We start from the raw sequence: 16,634 nt of genomic DNA on the forward strand, positions 1-16,634 counted from the left end.
TAAGCATCACAGATCCTTATTATAGAAATCAACTGATTTACGATCTCCCTGTCTTGACGTTATAAGATCAAGACTGTTACATGATTTATGTTTTAGATAGGTAAAAAGTGCTAGCAAGGGTTTGGAGTGCCGCAATTTTAGGTATAGATGCAATTCAAGTCGGTGTAGAAGTCGACGTTTCAGGAGGATTGCCAAGCATTACTTTAGTAGGCTTACCAGATACAGCAGTACAAGAAAGTCGTGAAAGGGTAAAAGCTGCCATCAAAAATGCTGGTTATGCCTTCCCAATGCGGAAGATTATCATTAACCTTACCCCTGCCGACCTACGCAAGGAGGGTCCCATTTTTGACCTTCCAATCAGTATTGGCATTCTTGCCGCCTCCGAACAGGTTGATCCACAACTATTAGGTGATCATCTATTCTTGGGCGAGGTTTCGCTAGATGGATCACTGCGTCCAGTCTCAGGAGTATTACCGATCGCAGCAGCAGCTCAAAAACTGGGCATAGTTGGCATTGTTGTTCCCAAAGAAAATGCTCAAGAAGCTGCCCTAGTCAAGGGCTTATCTGTATACGGATTACAGAGTATTACAGAGGTAGGAGACTTTTTAGCCAAACCCGACAAATATGCGCCTGTAGTTGCCGACCCTGAAATGAAGTGGCATCAAAGCGAGTTAAAACTAGATCTCAAGGATGTTAAAGGTCAGCAACATGCCCGCCGCGCTCTAGAAATTGCTGCCGCAGGTGGTCATAATCTAATTTTTGTCGGTCCTCCTGGGTCTGGGAAAACCTTGCTAGCCAGACGTTTACCCAGCATCTTGCCAAATATGAACTTCGACGAAGCGCTAGAAGTGACCCGAATTCATTCAGTGGCTGGTTTGTTAAAAGGCAAAGGACTCGTTTGCGATCGCCCATTTCGTAGTCCCCATCACTCCGCCTCTGGCCCGTCACTAGTTGGTGGTGGCAGTTTCCCACGCCCAGGGGAGATAACCCTAGCCACAAATGGGGTGCTATTTATGGATGAGCTAACAGAGTTTAAGAGAGACGTATTGGAGTTCTTACGCCAGCCCTTAGAAGATGGATTTGTGAGTATTTCCCGCACCCGTCAATCAGTGACCTTCCCAGCCCAATTTACACTGATCGCAAGTACAAATCCTTGTCAGTGCGGTTATTACGGTGATGTGATTCAGCCTTGCGCCTGTACACCACGCCAGCGCGAACAATATTGGGCAAGGCTATCAGGACCTTTAATGGATCGCATTGATCTGCAAGTAACTGTGTCCAGATTAAAGCCTGAAGAAATGACGCGATCACAAGAGGGAGAACACTCAAGTGTGGTCAAAGAGAGGGTGCAGGCATCAAGACAAATTCAACAAAATCGCTTTCAGCAAGAAGCTAAGGTAAATTGCAATGCTCAGATGCAGTCCAGACATTTGCGGCAATGGTGCAAATTAGATGATCCCTCACGCGATTTATTAGAAGCGGCAATTAAGCGGTTAGGCTTGTCTGCCCGTGCGACTGATCGCATTCTTAAAGTAGGGCGAACGATCGCTGATCTTGCTAATTCTGAAAATATTCAAGTGAGCCATATTGCCGAAGCAGTTCAATATCGCACCCTTGATCGGGTGACTTGATCTCAAATCTCATAACTGAATAAGAGTTGCGACGCTTCGCGCCGCAACTCTTATTCAGCCTTGATCACTCAACTACAGATGGAATTATCAACTTCATGATATTTTGATAACCATAAGCACAAAGCGCCATATATGCTAATTTGTGTCTTGACTTTCGTCTTCAGCCACAGGAGTTTAGTTAGTACAGTCAAACAGCTACTACAAAAAATCAGAGGGGTCGGCATAAAAACATCAAAAGTCTAGACAATTCTTGATTATTTAAGGTCTGTTAGCTACTATCAATGCTTTAAGATTGCCTCAGGGTTATCAATGCTTGAATAAGCAATGTGCTATTTAAAAAAACTGAAGATATTAAATGCGATTTATTCGCCCTTAGAAAATTGCTATTTTGCAAGGTAGAGATGCTCAAATTATGGTCGGAAACCAAGAATTCTTCCCTGGCGGACAGGATCAAGTAAATGACTTTGATCATCAAGGTATTGAAGCGCCAGAAGGTGAGCTACATTTAAGATTTTTTGTAGCTTCTGGCATTGAGTTTGCTTTGCCTGCCATCGGCGTTAGCCAAGTTTTGGAATATGCACCAGATCGCATTAATCCGATGCCAAATGTTTCGCCTCTATTATTAGGTACGGTTAATATTCGCGGTAGAGTAATTTGGGTAGGAGATCTAGGGCAATTCTTGGGAGGATCTACCCCTGTAAATACGGATCGCTCAGAAATTTCGATCATTGCGATCGAAGATCAGGGCATGATGTTAGGCTTAGCGGTAGAACAAATTGGTGTAATGGCTTGGCTGGATTCAGGACTACTAAGTGTCTCTAGAGGTAGTTCTGATAGTATGGCTCCGTTTATTAAAGGTGAGTGGACAATGGAAGATAGCGAGCCTCTGAAATTGCTCGATCATGTCAATATTTTGCGGTCAGCACGATGGGCATCATAGCCACAATGTGGCTATAAGGTTAAACGGTTGTAAATAGTAGATGATTTCGAGCAAAGGTCAGGGATTTTAGGAGAAAGCACAGATGGCATTAAGCACACAGCACCAAAAAGAATATGAAAAAGCTTCCTTGGCTTATATGCAGGGAGACTACGCTCAAGCTGGCAAATTGACTGAGGAACTGGTTCAAGCTTGTCCTAGCGATCCGATGTACCGCTTACTCCATGCTCACATTAACCTAGCCCTCGAACGTTACCAAGATTCAATTGGTGAGTATGAGACTGTTCTGAAGTTAACCGATGACAACTCAATTTTGGAATATGCCCATAGTGGTATTGCTGCAGCAAAGGAAAGGCTAGATCTAGATAGTGACACTAATGGTTATAACCCAGACGGTATGACTAGCAGTCAGTATGCCTTTGAGGATGGTAACTATAGTCAAGAAACCTATGGTCAAGAGTCTTGGGATCAAGAGTATAGAGATGGGCTAAGTAGTCCATCAAATCTCAATAATGAGTTTGCATTTGATGATTTTAGTGCGAATGATGCTAGTGGCTACGGCTATGCCGATCAAACGCAAGTTGTAGGAGAGCCTGACTTTAATACTGGTTACGATCCTCTCGCTCCAAGTATTGGAAAGAACGATAACGACGTTGTGTTTATGGATGAATTTGATGACTTCGATGATATCGATAATTCGTCTTTTTCTAGCTTTTCCAACTCATTCGGAGAATCTGACACCACGCAGATGGTATCCGATTTATCGATGGCAGATTTTAGTACAGGGATTAGTAACCAAGATTTTTCGACTTCAGGAGGGGCAAATACGACATCAATCGCCAACCAAGACATGATGTCACCTAGACCAAGCCCAACAAGGCAAATCGAGAATGAAGCGGAGCTATTTGGACTGGGGGCGCTCAACAGTTCGGTAAATGCAACATCTAAGAGAGCTAATCATGACGTGGTGGTTGAAGCTGCCGATCAAGTGGGATTGTTTTCCCCCTTCGACAACATGCCTCTCAAGACCAAGAATGTAATTACTGCGATCGCATCGGGGGTTGTAGCGATGGTTGCCGCAGGGTTAGTGACTAACTTTGCGACGGGGACAATCAAAGATCAGGGACAACGCGAACAGTTACGCAACACGGGCTGGATGATGGCAAGTGCGGCGGCGGTGGCAAGTGGGGCGATTGCATGGGGTCTCGGTCAGCGCTCTTCTAAACTAATTGAAAAATCCACAGAAAATTTACAAGCTCAATTTGAAGCGGTAATCCGTGGCGATATGAGTCCTCGTGCTGCTATTTATAGCGAAGATGAGTTTGGACGCTTGGCGACTAGCTTTAACCAAATGATTCAATCGATTGTCTCTAATACTAGTGAAGCCCAGCGCAAAGCATCGGAGCAGGAACAAGCCAAAGAAGATTTACAACGTCAGGTAATTCGTTTACTTGACGACGTAGAAGGGGCGGCGCGAGGTGACTTGACCGTACAGGCCGAAGTTACCGCCGATGTGTTAGGCGCGGTTGCTGACTCGTTTAACTTAACGATTCAAAACCTCCGTGAAATTGTTAACCAAGTCAAAATTGCGGCGCAGCAGGTGAACGAAAGTTCGCGAGAAAATGAAGCGTTTGCCCGTAGTTTGTCATCGGATGCATTACGTCAAGCCGAGGAACTGAGTACCACTTTGAATTCAGTTCAAATGATGACTGAGTCGATTCAGCGTGTAGCTGAAAGTGCGCGTGAAGCCGATCAAGTTGCGAAGCTAGCATCAGAGACTGCAATCAAGGGTGGGGAAGCGGTAGAACGCACAGTATCAGGTATTATGGATATCCGTGAGACGGTGGCAGAAACCACGCGGAAGGTCAAACGCCTTGGTGAGTCATCGCAAGAAATCTCTAAGATTGTGGGTTTAATTTCGCAAATTGCCTCACGGACGAACCTATTGGCACTTAACGCTAGTATTGAGGCGGCGCGGGCAGGTGATGCAGGTCGTGGTTTTGCGATCGTTGCGGATGAGGTGCGCCAGCTTGCCGATCGGGCGGCTAAAGCGTCGAAGGAAATCGAACAGATTGTTTTGCAAATTCAGAGTGAAACTAGTAATGTGCAACAGGCGATGGAAGTTGGCACACAGCAGGTTATTGATGGTACGAAAAGGGCTGAACAGGCAAGACAATCGCTTACAGACATCATTCAGGTTTCCCATCGCATTGAAACTTTGGTGCTATCCATCACCGAAGATACAGTTAAACAAACCGAGACATCAAGAACGGTGTCGCAGGTTATGCAGTCAGTTGAGTTGACGGCTCAAGAAACATCCCAAGAGTCACAAAGAGTGTCGGCATCGCTCCAAAATCTAGTGGGTGTTGCACGCAGTTTACAAGATTCTGTGGAAAGATTCCGCGTTGATTCGGGTGACAAAACAATTGGAGGAGGTCGTTAGGATTATTACCTCTAGCTCACCACTTACACCCTAATCTTTGAGAGGATTCTGTTATGAACTCAGACCAGCAACAACAGCGTATTATGGGCTACTTTATCGAAGAAGCCCGTGAGCATCTCCAGACGATTGAGCAAGGTGTATTAAACTTGCAAGATATCCTCGACGATTCTGAATCCATTAATGAACTTTTTCGAGCCGCTCACTCTATTAAAGGTGGTTCGGCAATGTTGGGAGTCAGTAGCATCCAGCATGTTTCCCATCGATTAGAAGATTTCTTTAAAATCATTAAAGAAAATTCCCAGATCAAGGTAGATGAGCGTTTAAAGAGTCTATTGCTAGCAGGGTTTGATCCTTTAGCCGAGTTGCTAGATGAACTGCAAAGTAATCATGAAATATCAGAAGAACTGACGGCTGAGACAAATAGTCGAGTTAAGCCAATATTTGCGGAATTGGAGTCATATCTCAATCAATTAGTCCAAGATTTGCATGGAGACAAGTCTGATTCTTCTGTAGACAAAATTATTGCAGAACCATTAGCACCTTCTAAAAAAGTCGTGTTTCAACAGGAAGTTACGACCAAAATGCGAGATATGCTCCAAATATTTCGGATGGAAGATAACGCCGATAGCCGATCGCAGTTACAGGGGATTTGCGATTATTTTCAGGAGGTGGGCGATACCTTTAAACTAGCTAACTGGAATTATTTGATCACTCAAATTAAAACTGCGATCGCACAACAAGATCATTCCTATCGTAACCTTGCACCAATCTTAATTAGGGAGATCAAGGATGCTCAGGAATTGGTGTTGACGGAGCGGGAATCGGAAGTTACGGTGTCTGAGCAACTGCAAAATCTACTGCCCTATCGACCCGTTATTGATGAAGACGATGAAGTTAGTACCATCTTCACGACATCGGCTGGTGATATTACGGAAGGATCATCGTCAGATATTAATCAAGATTTGGCATTCGTAGATTCAGAGCCAAATGATGATGCCGCTGTCGATCAGTTAGATTGGGATGGTCTGGATCAACAGGAATCAGAGTTTGCCATTCTTGTGGAACAAAATGCAGAAGATGCGTTTGACCTGACCAGTATTGACGATAGTCAAATTGATCAAACTGATTGGATGGAAAGTGAGTACGACATTGATGAAAATCAGAAAATAGATGAAGGGGAAGGTCTCAAGATGGAGGCTCCTGAATTGCAAACCCTTGCCAGTCTATTTGAGAATGACAGCCTGGATTTTGATACTGCTTGGGAGGATATGCAAACAGTTGAGAATCAGATGGCAAAGCAAGGTAGTGATGTCAGTATGGGGGGAGATGATTTTGCGGATCTATTAGGTGATGATTCTCCAACTAGTCAATTCTTTGGGGCTGAGACAAACAATGAAGACTCAAGTATGGATCTTCTATTTGGAGATTTCTCTGATGAGCCATCTCAACCTGAAGAAGTTGCTGATGACCTATTTCCCGAAGATTTGGACGTTAGCCTTGATATTGCCGAAGATCAGAGTTTACCAAATCTAGATTTTACTGATGCCGTTGATTATGCGATGGAGGAGCTGACAGAAGAGGAGCCGATTGATTTTACGGATGGCTTTACCGACGCAGTTATTGTCGATTCTCAAACTGAGACTGCGCTAGAAGTTGACAATTTAGATGAGATTGGCGAGTTTGTTGTCGGTGAACCTGTTGACATCACTGAGGATGTGGCAATAGATCTGCCTAAAAATGAGCAAATAGAGCCTCAAGCTCTTCAAGATCTCCATGCCGATGAGACGCTTGATGAGCGACTTGATGCGATCGCAATGGAAGATGATGATTCAAGTGATCCCTTTGCTTTAACTTTCTTTGAAGAAGAGATGACCTTGCTTGATGATCCTTTTGCGATCGGTGCAAGCCTTGAAGAAGTTTTGTTGGAGGATTCGGGTGAAGATGTTCAGGAGCAGGACGCATTTGTTGAAAATCGGCAGCTTTTTGATGAAGAACAACAGATTGAGCCCCATGATAGTTATCCCGAAATTCTAGAAAGTGGTGACCTTGATACTAGCGACACTGGTAATCTCGGTATATTTGCAGAGTTGGGATTTGATAATGATGATGAAGTCAGTGAATCTCATGATATCAATAGCATGAATGAATTAGGTGACTTCTTTGCCGCGGATGACAATGGAACTACTGGAGACAGCATAGGTGATGACATACATAATGCTTTGATTAGTGATTCCATCGACAACATTGCCGAGATTGCCCAAGAAACTAGTCCGCCAGAGTTGAATCAGCCAGAACTTAGTGCTGATGAATTTTTTGCTAGTTCTGAATCTGACGCATCTTTAAATGAAATTAGTTCTTCCCATGGAGAATTTAGTAATACTGCTGATTTAGAGGATTTCTTTACGGATTCTGAATCACCTGCAACAGATTTTGACTTCACTCATGATGCGGAAAACTTTGACTATGAATTAAGTAATGCAGAATTCACTACTACAGATGACTTGGGTGATTTCTTTGATATGGAAGAAGATCATGAAGTCTTAGCAGATGAACTTGCGGAGCAAGTAGAGATGACTAGTTCTCACAATTTTAACGATGCTGATGAACTAAGTGATTTCTTTGATCATCCATCGGAAAGTGTCGGTGAGTCGCGGTTTGTCGAAGATGTTCTAGAGCCATCCACTGCTGCTAATAATGCTGAATCTCTAGGTGATTTCTTTGATACTTCAGAAGATATTGATAATCTTGATGATTGGAGTGATTTTGGTGATGACATTTCAGGAAAAGATGATCAGCCGAGCCTAGATTTCTTTGCAGAAGTCGATGACCAAGGTACAGTCGATGCGGATCTTGGAGGATTTTCAGAAAGATCAGACATGGATACTAGTATCGCGATCGCAAATGATGTTACCGTCAGCACCAGTCTTGATAATTTGGCGGATTTCTTCCAAGGTGATGAGGAGGATGGCGATGACATTAGTCTGCTACAAGCCAATGAAGATGACGACGATGATATTGCGATCGCAAATATTAGTGATCAATCTCCCATTGGTTTCGACGAAATAAGTGAGCTAGATGCTCTAAATGGAATTACTGACGCGGCCGAGTATAGATTTGAAACATCAGATTTTGATATAGATCAGAATATAGATGTAGCGCTAGATATTACAAGCGACAACCAACTTAGTAATGCTGAGTATGCAGGTGAGCCAATGGCTGCAAGTGCCGATGAGTTTAACTTTGATGATCTAGAAGCCATGATTGGCGAGGTGAGCAACCCGCTTCAGGATATTAATAATGCTGGTGGAAATTTTAATCAACAATTTACCCCTTCTCCAACACAGCCTCCCTCCGCAAATTTCAATGACGATATCAATTTTGATGACTTAGAAGCTTTACTGGGCGATGAATCGGGTGGTTTAGCTGCACCTGTGACGGAAGTGCAACCTGCTAATAGAGTCGTGGACATGGCTCAACCAAAATCTACCGATGATTTTGATGAACTGGAGAGTATGCTCCAGACAGCATTTGCCAAGGATGTTGGCCCCATCAAAACTAGGGCAGCAAACCGCCCTATTGCGACGGCACGCAAACAGAAGATAGTAGACTCAACCATGCGGGTTGATGTTAAGTATCTAGATAGTCTGAATAACCTTGTGGGGGAACTGGTTGTCAATCGCAATCTCTTGGCACAGGAGCAAGAGCGCTTGCAGCAGTTCATCACCAATCTATTGCACCAAGTGCAATTATTAGGAGATGTATCACAAAGAATGCGTGATCAATACGATCGCTCTTTGTTGGAGGCTTCCCTCACCGCAGGTCGGGGTAGCCGAGCTTATGCAGAAGTCTCTTCCAGTTCATTTTCTAGTTCTAATAATAGCTCTGTGACCAATGAGTTTGAAGGGATTGAATTTGACCGCTACAATGCCTTCCACGTTTTGTCTCAAGAGATTATTGAGTTGATCGTGCGAGTGCGCGAATCAGCCTCGGACATTGAGTTTGTGGTCGGTGAAACCGATCAGGTCACTCGCCAGTTGGGGACAATTACCACACAAGTCCAAGACGATTTGAAACAGTCGCGCATGGTTCCCTTCGCACAGATTACTGATCGCTTGCCGAGAGGAATTCGCGATCGCGCTCTGAAGTCTGGTAAACAGGCGGAGCTAGAAATATTTGGGCGAGAAACCTTAATTGATAAGGCAATTTTAGAGTCCCTGACCGATCCACTCACGCACCTTGTCAATAATGCGATCGACCATGGCTTAGAAGATCCTGCCACCCGCCAAGCGGCTGGCAAAATGCCAGTTGGTCGTCTCACTGTACGGGCTTATCACCAAGGTAACCAAACAGTTATTTCTATCAGTGATGATGGTGCGGGAATTAGCACTGAAAAAGTTAAGAAGAGTGCCGTTGCTAAAGGAGTGCGATCGCAATCTGAGGTTGATCGACTCAATGACACAGAAGTTTACGGATTACTCTTTGAAGCTGGCTTTAGTACCGCCGCCCAAGCCGATGAATTTAAAGGCAGGGGCGTTGGTCTGGATGTGGTCAAAACCTGCTTGGATGATATTCGGGGCGCAATTATTGTGGAGTCGGAACTGGGTAAAGGGACAACCTTTACAATTCGCTTACCCCTAACGCTCAGTATTTCTAAGGCGATCTTCTGTATTAGCGATCGCGCCCGTGTTGCCTTCCCTGTTGATGGCTGTGAGGACATGATGGAAGTTCCCACTAGCCAGATTATGACCGATGAACATGGACAATCTTTCCTAAATTGGCGCGATACAGTTTTACCATTGCAACATCTCTCCAACTTGCTCTCCTATAGTCGTCACCTTAGCCGCAGCAATGTCTATGGTAAACAGGAAAACGATGAAGTCTGTATCATTGTGCTTCGCAACGATACTAATTACATGGCGCTACAGGTCGATCAATTCCTCGGTGAATATGAAATTGTAATCAAACAACTAGAGGGGCCAATTCCTCAACCTGCGGGAATTGCAGGGGCAACGGTGCTAGGGGATGGTCGCGTGATGGCGATCGCCAACGTACTTGAGCTATTTGACATTGCCAGTGGTCGCTTGCGTCCGCTCACCTCTGGTATGACGATTCAGCCGATGGTCGAAGAAGATGTAACGGCTGACCCAACCGTGCTGATCGTCGATGACTCGATTACAGTACGTGAACTGTTATCACTAACCTTTGCTAAGGTTGGCTATCGTGTTGAGCAAGCCAAAGATGGACAGGATGCGTGGGAAAAACTGCGTGCAGGGCTGCCCTGTGACATGATTTTCTGTGACATTGAAATGCCACGGATGGATGGATTGGAACTGTTATCTAAACTGCAAGAAGATCCTCGTCTAAATCATATTCCTGTAGCGATGTTGACCTCACGCGGAGCCGATCGTCACCGTCAGTCAGCCATCCAGTTTGGAGCAAAGGGCTACTTCACCAAGCCATACCTTGAAGAAGAATTACTCAGTGCCTCCAAGCGCCTGCTCAATGGAGAAACTCTGCCAATCTAGAATTTGGTTGTAATTTTGCCCTAGGGCAAAATTACAACCGCAGAACCTTCACAAAAATTATGTTGCTGAGCCTCAAAATTGAAAACTTTGCCCTAATTGATCGCCTCGAGCTAGAACTCTATGCAGGGCTGAATATCCTCACAGGGGAAACAGGTGCAGGCAAATCGATTGTCCTAGATGCTTTGGACGCAGCACTAGGTGGCAAGGTATCGGCGCGGATGATTAGAACAGGGGCGACTCGTGCCAATATTGAAGCAACTTTTTCCACAAGTCCGCAGATTACCCATTGGTTAGAAATTCAGGAAATTGATGCCCTAGATGCCGAAACCTTGATTTGTAGTCGCGAAATTACAGTACGGAGCAATCGTACTCGCGTTAACGGTGTAGTTGTCAATAAGCAGCAGATTCAAGAGTTGCGCGATCACCTTGTAGAAATCACGGCACAGGGACAGACGATCTTGCTGAGTCAGGCTGCCCAACAACGGGAATGGCTGGATAGCTTTGGCGATCAAACTTTTAGTCAGGCTTTATTGGCACAAAGACAAAAGGTTGCGAAGTTATTTGATACCAAAGAGCGATCACGGAAAGCCTTGCTTGAACGACAACAAAATGAGCGTAATCGTTTGCAGCATTTGGATATGTTACGCTATCAACTCAAAGAACTAGAATCGGCGAATTTAGGCGATCCCGATGAATTAGAAAACCTCGAAAGCGATCGCAATCGGCTCGCCCATAGTGTAGAACTGCAAAAGCAGGGCTATGCTGTTTATGAGGCACTTTATCAGAATGATGGTGGCAATGCTTGCGCCGATTTATTGGGGCAAGCAGAATCGATCCTGACGGAAATGACGACCCTTGATAGGGACATTGAGGGCATTCTCGAATTGGTATCAAGTGCACTGGCGCAAGTTGAGGAAGCGGGACGACAAATTAATAATTATACGAATCGTCTTGAGTCAGACCCTGAACAATTAGAAGCGATCGAACAACGGATTAACCAAATTAAGCAAATTTGTCGCAAATATGGCACTTTACCTGAAGCCATTGCCTACACTGAAAAGCTGCAACTGGAACTGGCGGAGTTAACTGATCAAAGTATTTCGATTGAGGATTTAGAACGTAGAGCCTCGGCAGATTTACAGGCATTACTCAAGGCTTGTAAAAAATTAACGGAATTGCGGCGACAAACTGCGATCGCACTGGAACAGTCCCAAATTGAAGCCTTGAAAATGCTTGCCATGGAAAAAGTGCGGTTTCAAGTGGGCATTTACCCAACTGAACCGACTGCCCTAGGTTGCGATCGCATTGTCTTTGAGTTTAGCCCTAACCTTGGTGAACCTTTACAACCCCTCGCTGAAACTGCATCGGGAGGTGAAATGAGTCGCTTTTTACTAGCCCTAAAAACCTGCTTTGTGCAGCAAAAAAATCAAGAAACTCAGACTATGACAGCATCCCACCATAGTAAAGTTGGCACAATGGTTTTTGATGAAATCGATGCGGGGGTCTCAGGTCGCGTTGCTCAGGCAATCGCCACCCAGCTTTGGCAACTAAGTCGGACTGCCCAAATTCTCTGTGTGACGCACCAGCCACTGATTGCCGCGATTGCCGATCGTCATTTCCACGTCAGCAAACAAGTGATTTGCGATCGTACGCAAGTCCAAATTCGTCTTTTGGAACTAGAGGAACGGAAACAGGAGCTTGCCCAAATTGCTTCAGGTAAAAGTGTTGAGCAGGGTAAAGTTAAAAAGGAAAAATCAAAAAATGTAGTTAAGGAAGAAGTTGATAGTACGGTAGGGCAAGCAATCGCCTTTGCGGAATCGTTACTAGAACAAGCCGCCGCGATCAAGGCACATTCTTAATTATTTTCCAAGCTTTAGCGTAGGCTGTACCACAGCTTGAATGGTGAGAGTAGCTATTTAAGAACTAGCGTAATATTGTTATCCTTGGGAGGAATGTCACTAAAAGCCTCAAAATATTCTTTTGCCACCAAAGGGAAATTGGGAAACTCAAATTTAGCATCACCATCGGCAATATATGCCCAGAAATAGCGGAGTTCAGGGGTCAGGGTTTCAGCTAGCTCTAGTGGCAAATTGAGAGGTGGATGCGTCAGTAATCTCAGGACAAAAGGATGGGAGTGATTGCCCATCCACTCACGCGAGAAATGTAAGAAATCCTCTTGTTCAGGGATCGATTTGACCCGAAAAGATTCTATTTCTAGACGCTCACCTGATTCATCAGAAGTATAGTTGAGAACTCGATAGGGGTGGGGATAGCTCACCAAAGAGCCTGTAGTAATGTCATAGAGATCGTAGCGATCGCTGTAGGCAATATCCTGTACATGTAAATGTCCCGTAAAAACAAGCTTGACATTTGCCTGATGTAAAATCTTGCACAACCGCTCGGTATTACCCAGCATATAGCGCTTGCCCAAGGCATTGCGCGACTGGTCATGCATATGTTCCAACACATTATGATGAATCGTCACTAGATTCAATTCATAATCTTGATTTGCGAGAACCGATTCCAACCAAAACAACTGTTCATCATCAATCCAGCCAATTTGCTGCCCATCGACATCGAATTGATTAGAATTCAATCCAATTAAGCGGACATTAGGTAATACTTCGCATTCATAATAGAGTTTATGGGGGTCACTAATCCCAGACTCAAAACCAAATTTAGTATAGTGCGGTGTAAATTTATCAAAGGTTTCTAGCTTAGGAACATCATGATTTCCTGCAATCACATACACAGGATAGGGAAGCTGTGCTAGTCGTTCTGATAACCATCGATGGTTTTCAGGTTCACCATGCTGAGTGAGATCTCCGGGTAAGAGCAGAAAGTCTAAATCTAAATTAGCCAATTGCGAAAGCACTTCTTCAAAGGCAGGGATGCTGTACTCAACGAGATGAAATCGCGCAGGATGTTGCCAAATCGTGTGGGGCAATGCGATATGCAAATCGGAAGCGATCGCAAATTTAAACTTAAGTGCCACCTAGATCCAAACCATGAATAATTACCTTTACGATTATAGGGTATAGCTAGATATAGGCGATCGCAAGATCTTGGCTATGTAGCTATAGTCAAGCAAGTTAAAACGCAAACCCAAAATAGAGTTGCGGCGCTTCGCGCCGCAACTCTATTTTGGGTTTTGGATTTGTCCTAACGTAAATGGCTATAGCTAGCTATACAAAGCCAAAATGCCGTTTACAATGGTTTGGTTACATTGTTTTTGTCCAAAATTTGAATGGCTGAATTAGTTCTGTCGTCTGCTCAAGTCAATCGTGCTGCCCTCACACCGATGATGCAGCATTACATCGAAATGAAAGATCAATATCCCCACGCGGTGATGTTGTATCGATTAGGGGATTTTTTTGAGGCATTTTTTGAGGATGCAGAACTAATTTCGCGAGAATTGGAATTAGTGCTAACGGGACGCGATGGGGGTAAGGCAATTGGGCGAATTGCCATGGCAGGGATTCCGCACCATGCCCTTGATCGCTATGCCAATCAATTAGTCGAAAAAGGCTACTCGATCGCAGTTTGTGATCAAATGGAAGCGGCTTCAGAAGCACAGGGTTTAGTCCGCCGTGAAGTCACGCGAGTGATTACCCCCGGAACTGTAATCGAGGAGGGAATGCTAGCGGCGAAAAAAAATAATTACTTAGTTGCGATCGCAAATGGTGGAGAAAATTGGGGCTTAGCCTATACCGATATTTCCACAGGCGAGTTTTCCGTTACCCAGTTAAATAGCATTGATCATTTAATTCAAGAATTATTACGCTTACAACCTGCGGAAGTTCTCATTCCCATTGATGTGCCGAATCCGCAATTATTTCGGGGGTCCAAAGCTGAAAAAGCCGAAGCATTCTGGGAAGGAATTTCGCAAAAGAAACAATCGACTTTACCTGAGCCCTATAGCGCTTTACCTGAGAGTTTTTGCTATACACCGCGATCGCAATCTAGTTTTGCCTTAGCCGAAGCCAAGCAAAGGATTTTTGATACATTCCGCGTGCGATCGTTAGAAGGTTTTGGCTGTAAATCTTTACCCTTAGCAATTCGCGCCGCAGGTGGAATTTTAGAATATCTCGAATCCACTCAAAAAAGTGTGCAGATGCCATTGCAAGGTATTTCTACTTATGAGATCGCAGATTATTTAATTCTCGACAATCAAACGCGCCGCAATTTAGAAATTACTCAAACCGTGCGCGATGGGACTTATTACAGTTCACTCCTATGGGCGCTGGATAAAACCACGACAGGCATGGGTAGCCGTGCCTTGCGTCGTTGGCTATTGCAACCGCTTAAGGATATCGCCGCGATTAATGAACGACTCGATACAATTACAGAACTCTACAAACAACATTCTCTCCGTAAGAATTTGCGAAGTTGTTTGAGTCAAATTTATGACATAGAAAGGCTATGCAGTCGCATCGGTGCGGGTACGGCAAATGGTCGCGATTTAATTGCTGTAGCTGTATCCCTAGACAGAATGCGCGATGTTGCGGATGTGGTTGCTAAATCCCATTCGCGCTATTTAAAAGCGTTACAGTCAGTGCCATCGGAACTGCTGCAACTGGGTGATCAATTACAAAAGACTCTCGTTGAAGAACCACCAATTTATATCACTGAAGGTAATATTATTCGTTCAGGTGTAAACGAGCAGCTAGACCGACTGCGCCAACAGAGTCGCGATGATGTGGAATGGTTAGCCTCCTTTGAGAAGCAGGAAAAGGAACGCACGGGCATTAACACCCTCAAAGTTGGATTTAATAAAGCCTTTGGCTATTACATCAGTATTTCTCGCGGCAAAAGTGAGCAAGCCCCTGCGGATTACATTCGCAAGCAAACCCTCACCAATGAGGAACGTTACATTACCCCCGAACTCAAGGAACGGGAAACGCGGATTCTCAATTCTGATAGTGAATTGAAGCAATTAGAATACGATTTATTTGTGGAGTTAAGAACTCTTGCTGCAAAACATATCGAACCGATGCGAACCCTTGCCACGGCTCTCGCTGCCGCCGATGTGTTGTGTAGTCTTGCGGAAGTTGCTGTTACCTATAACTATTGCCGCCCCGAAATTACTAGCGATCGCTCTATAGCAATTGACAATGGTCGTCATCCTGTCGTCGAGCAATCACTCCCCGCAGGCTTTTTTGTTCCTAATTCCACATATCTCGGTCACGATCAACAGTCTCCCGATTGTCCCGATCTGATTGTGTTAACTGGCCCGAATATGAGCGGTAAAAGTATTTATTTGCGACAGGTCGGATTAATTCAACTGATGGCACAGGTGGGAAGCTTTATACCTGCGGCATCAGCAACCTTAGGAATTTGCGATCGCATTTTTACCCGTGTTGGTGCTGTTGATGACTTAGCAACGGGACAATCAACATTTATGGTGGAAATGAATGAAACTGCGAATATTCTTAACCATGCTAAAGAAAACTCCCTCGTCCTGCTCGATGAAATTGGACGTGGCACTTCTACCTTCGATGGCATGGCGATTGCATGGTCAGTTGCTGAATATATTGCTAATAAAATCAAAGCACGCGGGATCTTTGCGACCCATTACCATGAACTCAATGAACTGGCGACTCTCTTACCCAATGTGGCTAATTTTCAGGTTACGGTCAAAGAATTAGAAGATGAAATTGTTTTCTTGCATCAAGTGCAAGCTGGTGGTGCAGATCGATCGTATGGAATTGAAGTCGGGCGCTTAGCAGGCTTACCACCTAGCGTGATTAGTCGAGCAAAACAGGTACTCGCCCAAATTGCCAAAAATAGTCACATTGCCACGGGATTGCGATCGGGCAACTCAACTAATAACATGATGCAGAAATTGGATAAAGACATGCCAAATCTAGAACAATCACAGTTAAATATCTTTAGTGATAAGTAGTTACTCCCTTCCCCGTCAAGAAATAGCGGTGTGTGGCTTTGCCGCACACCGCTATTTCTTAGTTTCACAGGTCGATTTCTTTATTAAGTTTGACTAGATGTATTAACTTCAATATATCTGGGAACAATATTAGAATATCTAGAATAAAATCATGCTAGTCTTAGCGCTAAAATATTCACAAAACCCTTAATAT

General features: G+C 44.4%; 7 protein-coding genes. 6 read left to right on the forward strand and 1 reads right to left on the reverse strand.

Features of this window, described 5'->3' with window-relative positions:
• Nucleotides 1-107 precede the first annotated feature (107 nt).
• From H6F41_RS00110 to recN, 5 genes are all read left to right on the forward strand, one after another.
• Nucleotides 108-1,631, forward strand: coding sequence for a YifB family Mg chelatase-like AAA ATPase (locus H6F41_RS00110; protein WP_190401445.1), 1,524 nt, complete (start codon nt 108-110; stop codon nt 1,629-1,631).
• Between the two features lie 412 nt (nt 1,632-2,043).
• Nucleotides 2,044-2,571: a chemotaxis protein CheW gene (locus H6F41_RS00115; RefSeq protein ID WP_190401446.1), complete on the forward strand. Its 528-nt coding sequence runs from the start codon at nt 2,044-2,046 to the stop codon at nt 2,569-2,571.
• 82 nt (nt 2,572-2,653) lie between these two features.
• Nucleotides 2,654-5,011 (forward strand): methyl-accepting chemotaxis protein, encoded by a 2,358-nt coding sequence (locus H6F41_RS00120; RefSeq protein ID WP_190401447.1) that lies wholly within the window; start codon nt 2,654-2,656, stop codon nt 5,009-5,011.
• A gap of 53 nt (nt 5,012-5,064) precedes the next feature.
• Nucleotides 5,065-10,536: a hybrid sensor histidine kinase/response regulator gene (locus tag H6F41_RS00125; RefSeq protein ID WP_190401448.1), complete on the forward strand. Its 5,472-nt coding sequence runs from the start codon at nt 5,065-5,067 to the stop codon at nt 10,534-10,536.
• A gap of 59 nt (nt 10,537-10,595) precedes the next feature.
• Nucleotides 10,596-12,395, forward strand: a complete 1,800-nt coding sequence (gene recN / locus H6F41_RS00130) for a DNA repair protein RecN (protein ID WP_190401449.1) — start codon at nt 10,596-10,598, stop codon at nt 12,393-12,395.
• 53 nt (nt 12,396-12,448) lie between these two features.
• Here the strand turns inward: recN and H6F41_RS00135 are convergent, their stop codons facing one another.
• Entirely contained in the window at nt 12,449-13,531 is a 1,083-nt protein-coding gene (locus H6F41_RS00135) for a metallophosphoesterase family protein (RefSeq protein ID WP_190401450.1), read from the reverse strand.
• A gap of 252 nt (nt 13,532-13,783) precedes the next feature.
• Here H6F41_RS00135 and mutS point away from each other — a divergent pair, with 252 nt between their 5' ends.
• A complete protein-coding gene (mutS, locus tag H6F41_RS00140) occupies nt 13,784-16,441 on the forward strand; it encodes a DNA mismatch repair protein MutS (RefSeq protein WP_242022849.1) in 2,658 nt (885 codons plus the stop codon).
• The last annotated feature ends 193 nt before the right edge of the window (nt 16,442-16,634 follow it).

Source organism: Pseudanabaena mucicola FACHB-723, assembly GCF_014696385.1.
Taxonomy (GTDB): domain Bacteria; phylum Cyanobacteriota; class Cyanobacteriia; order Pseudanabaenales; family Pseudanabaenaceae; genus Pseudanabaena.

Bases quoted from the DNA above. Each gene is read 5' to 3' on its own strand.
- H6F41_RS00115 (WP_190401446.1), top strand. From the start codon at position 2,044: ATGGTCGGAAACCAAGAATTCTTCCCTGGCGGACAGGATCAAGTAAAT.
- H6F41_RS00120 (WP_190401447.1), top strand. From the start codon at position 2,654: ATGGCATTAAGCACACAGCACCAAAAAGAATATGAAAAAGCTTCCTTG.
- H6F41_RS00125 (WP_190401448.1), top strand. From the start codon at position 5,065: ATGAACTCAGACCAGCAACAACAGCGTATTATGGGCTACTTTATCGAA.
- recN (WP_190401449.1), top strand. From the start codon at position 10,596: ATGTTGCTGAGCCTCAAAATTGAAAACTTTGCCCTAATTGATCGCCTC.
- mutS (WP_242022849.1), top strand. From the start codon at position 13,784: ATGGCTGAATTAGTTCTGTCGTCTGCTCAAGTCAATCGTGCTGCCCTC.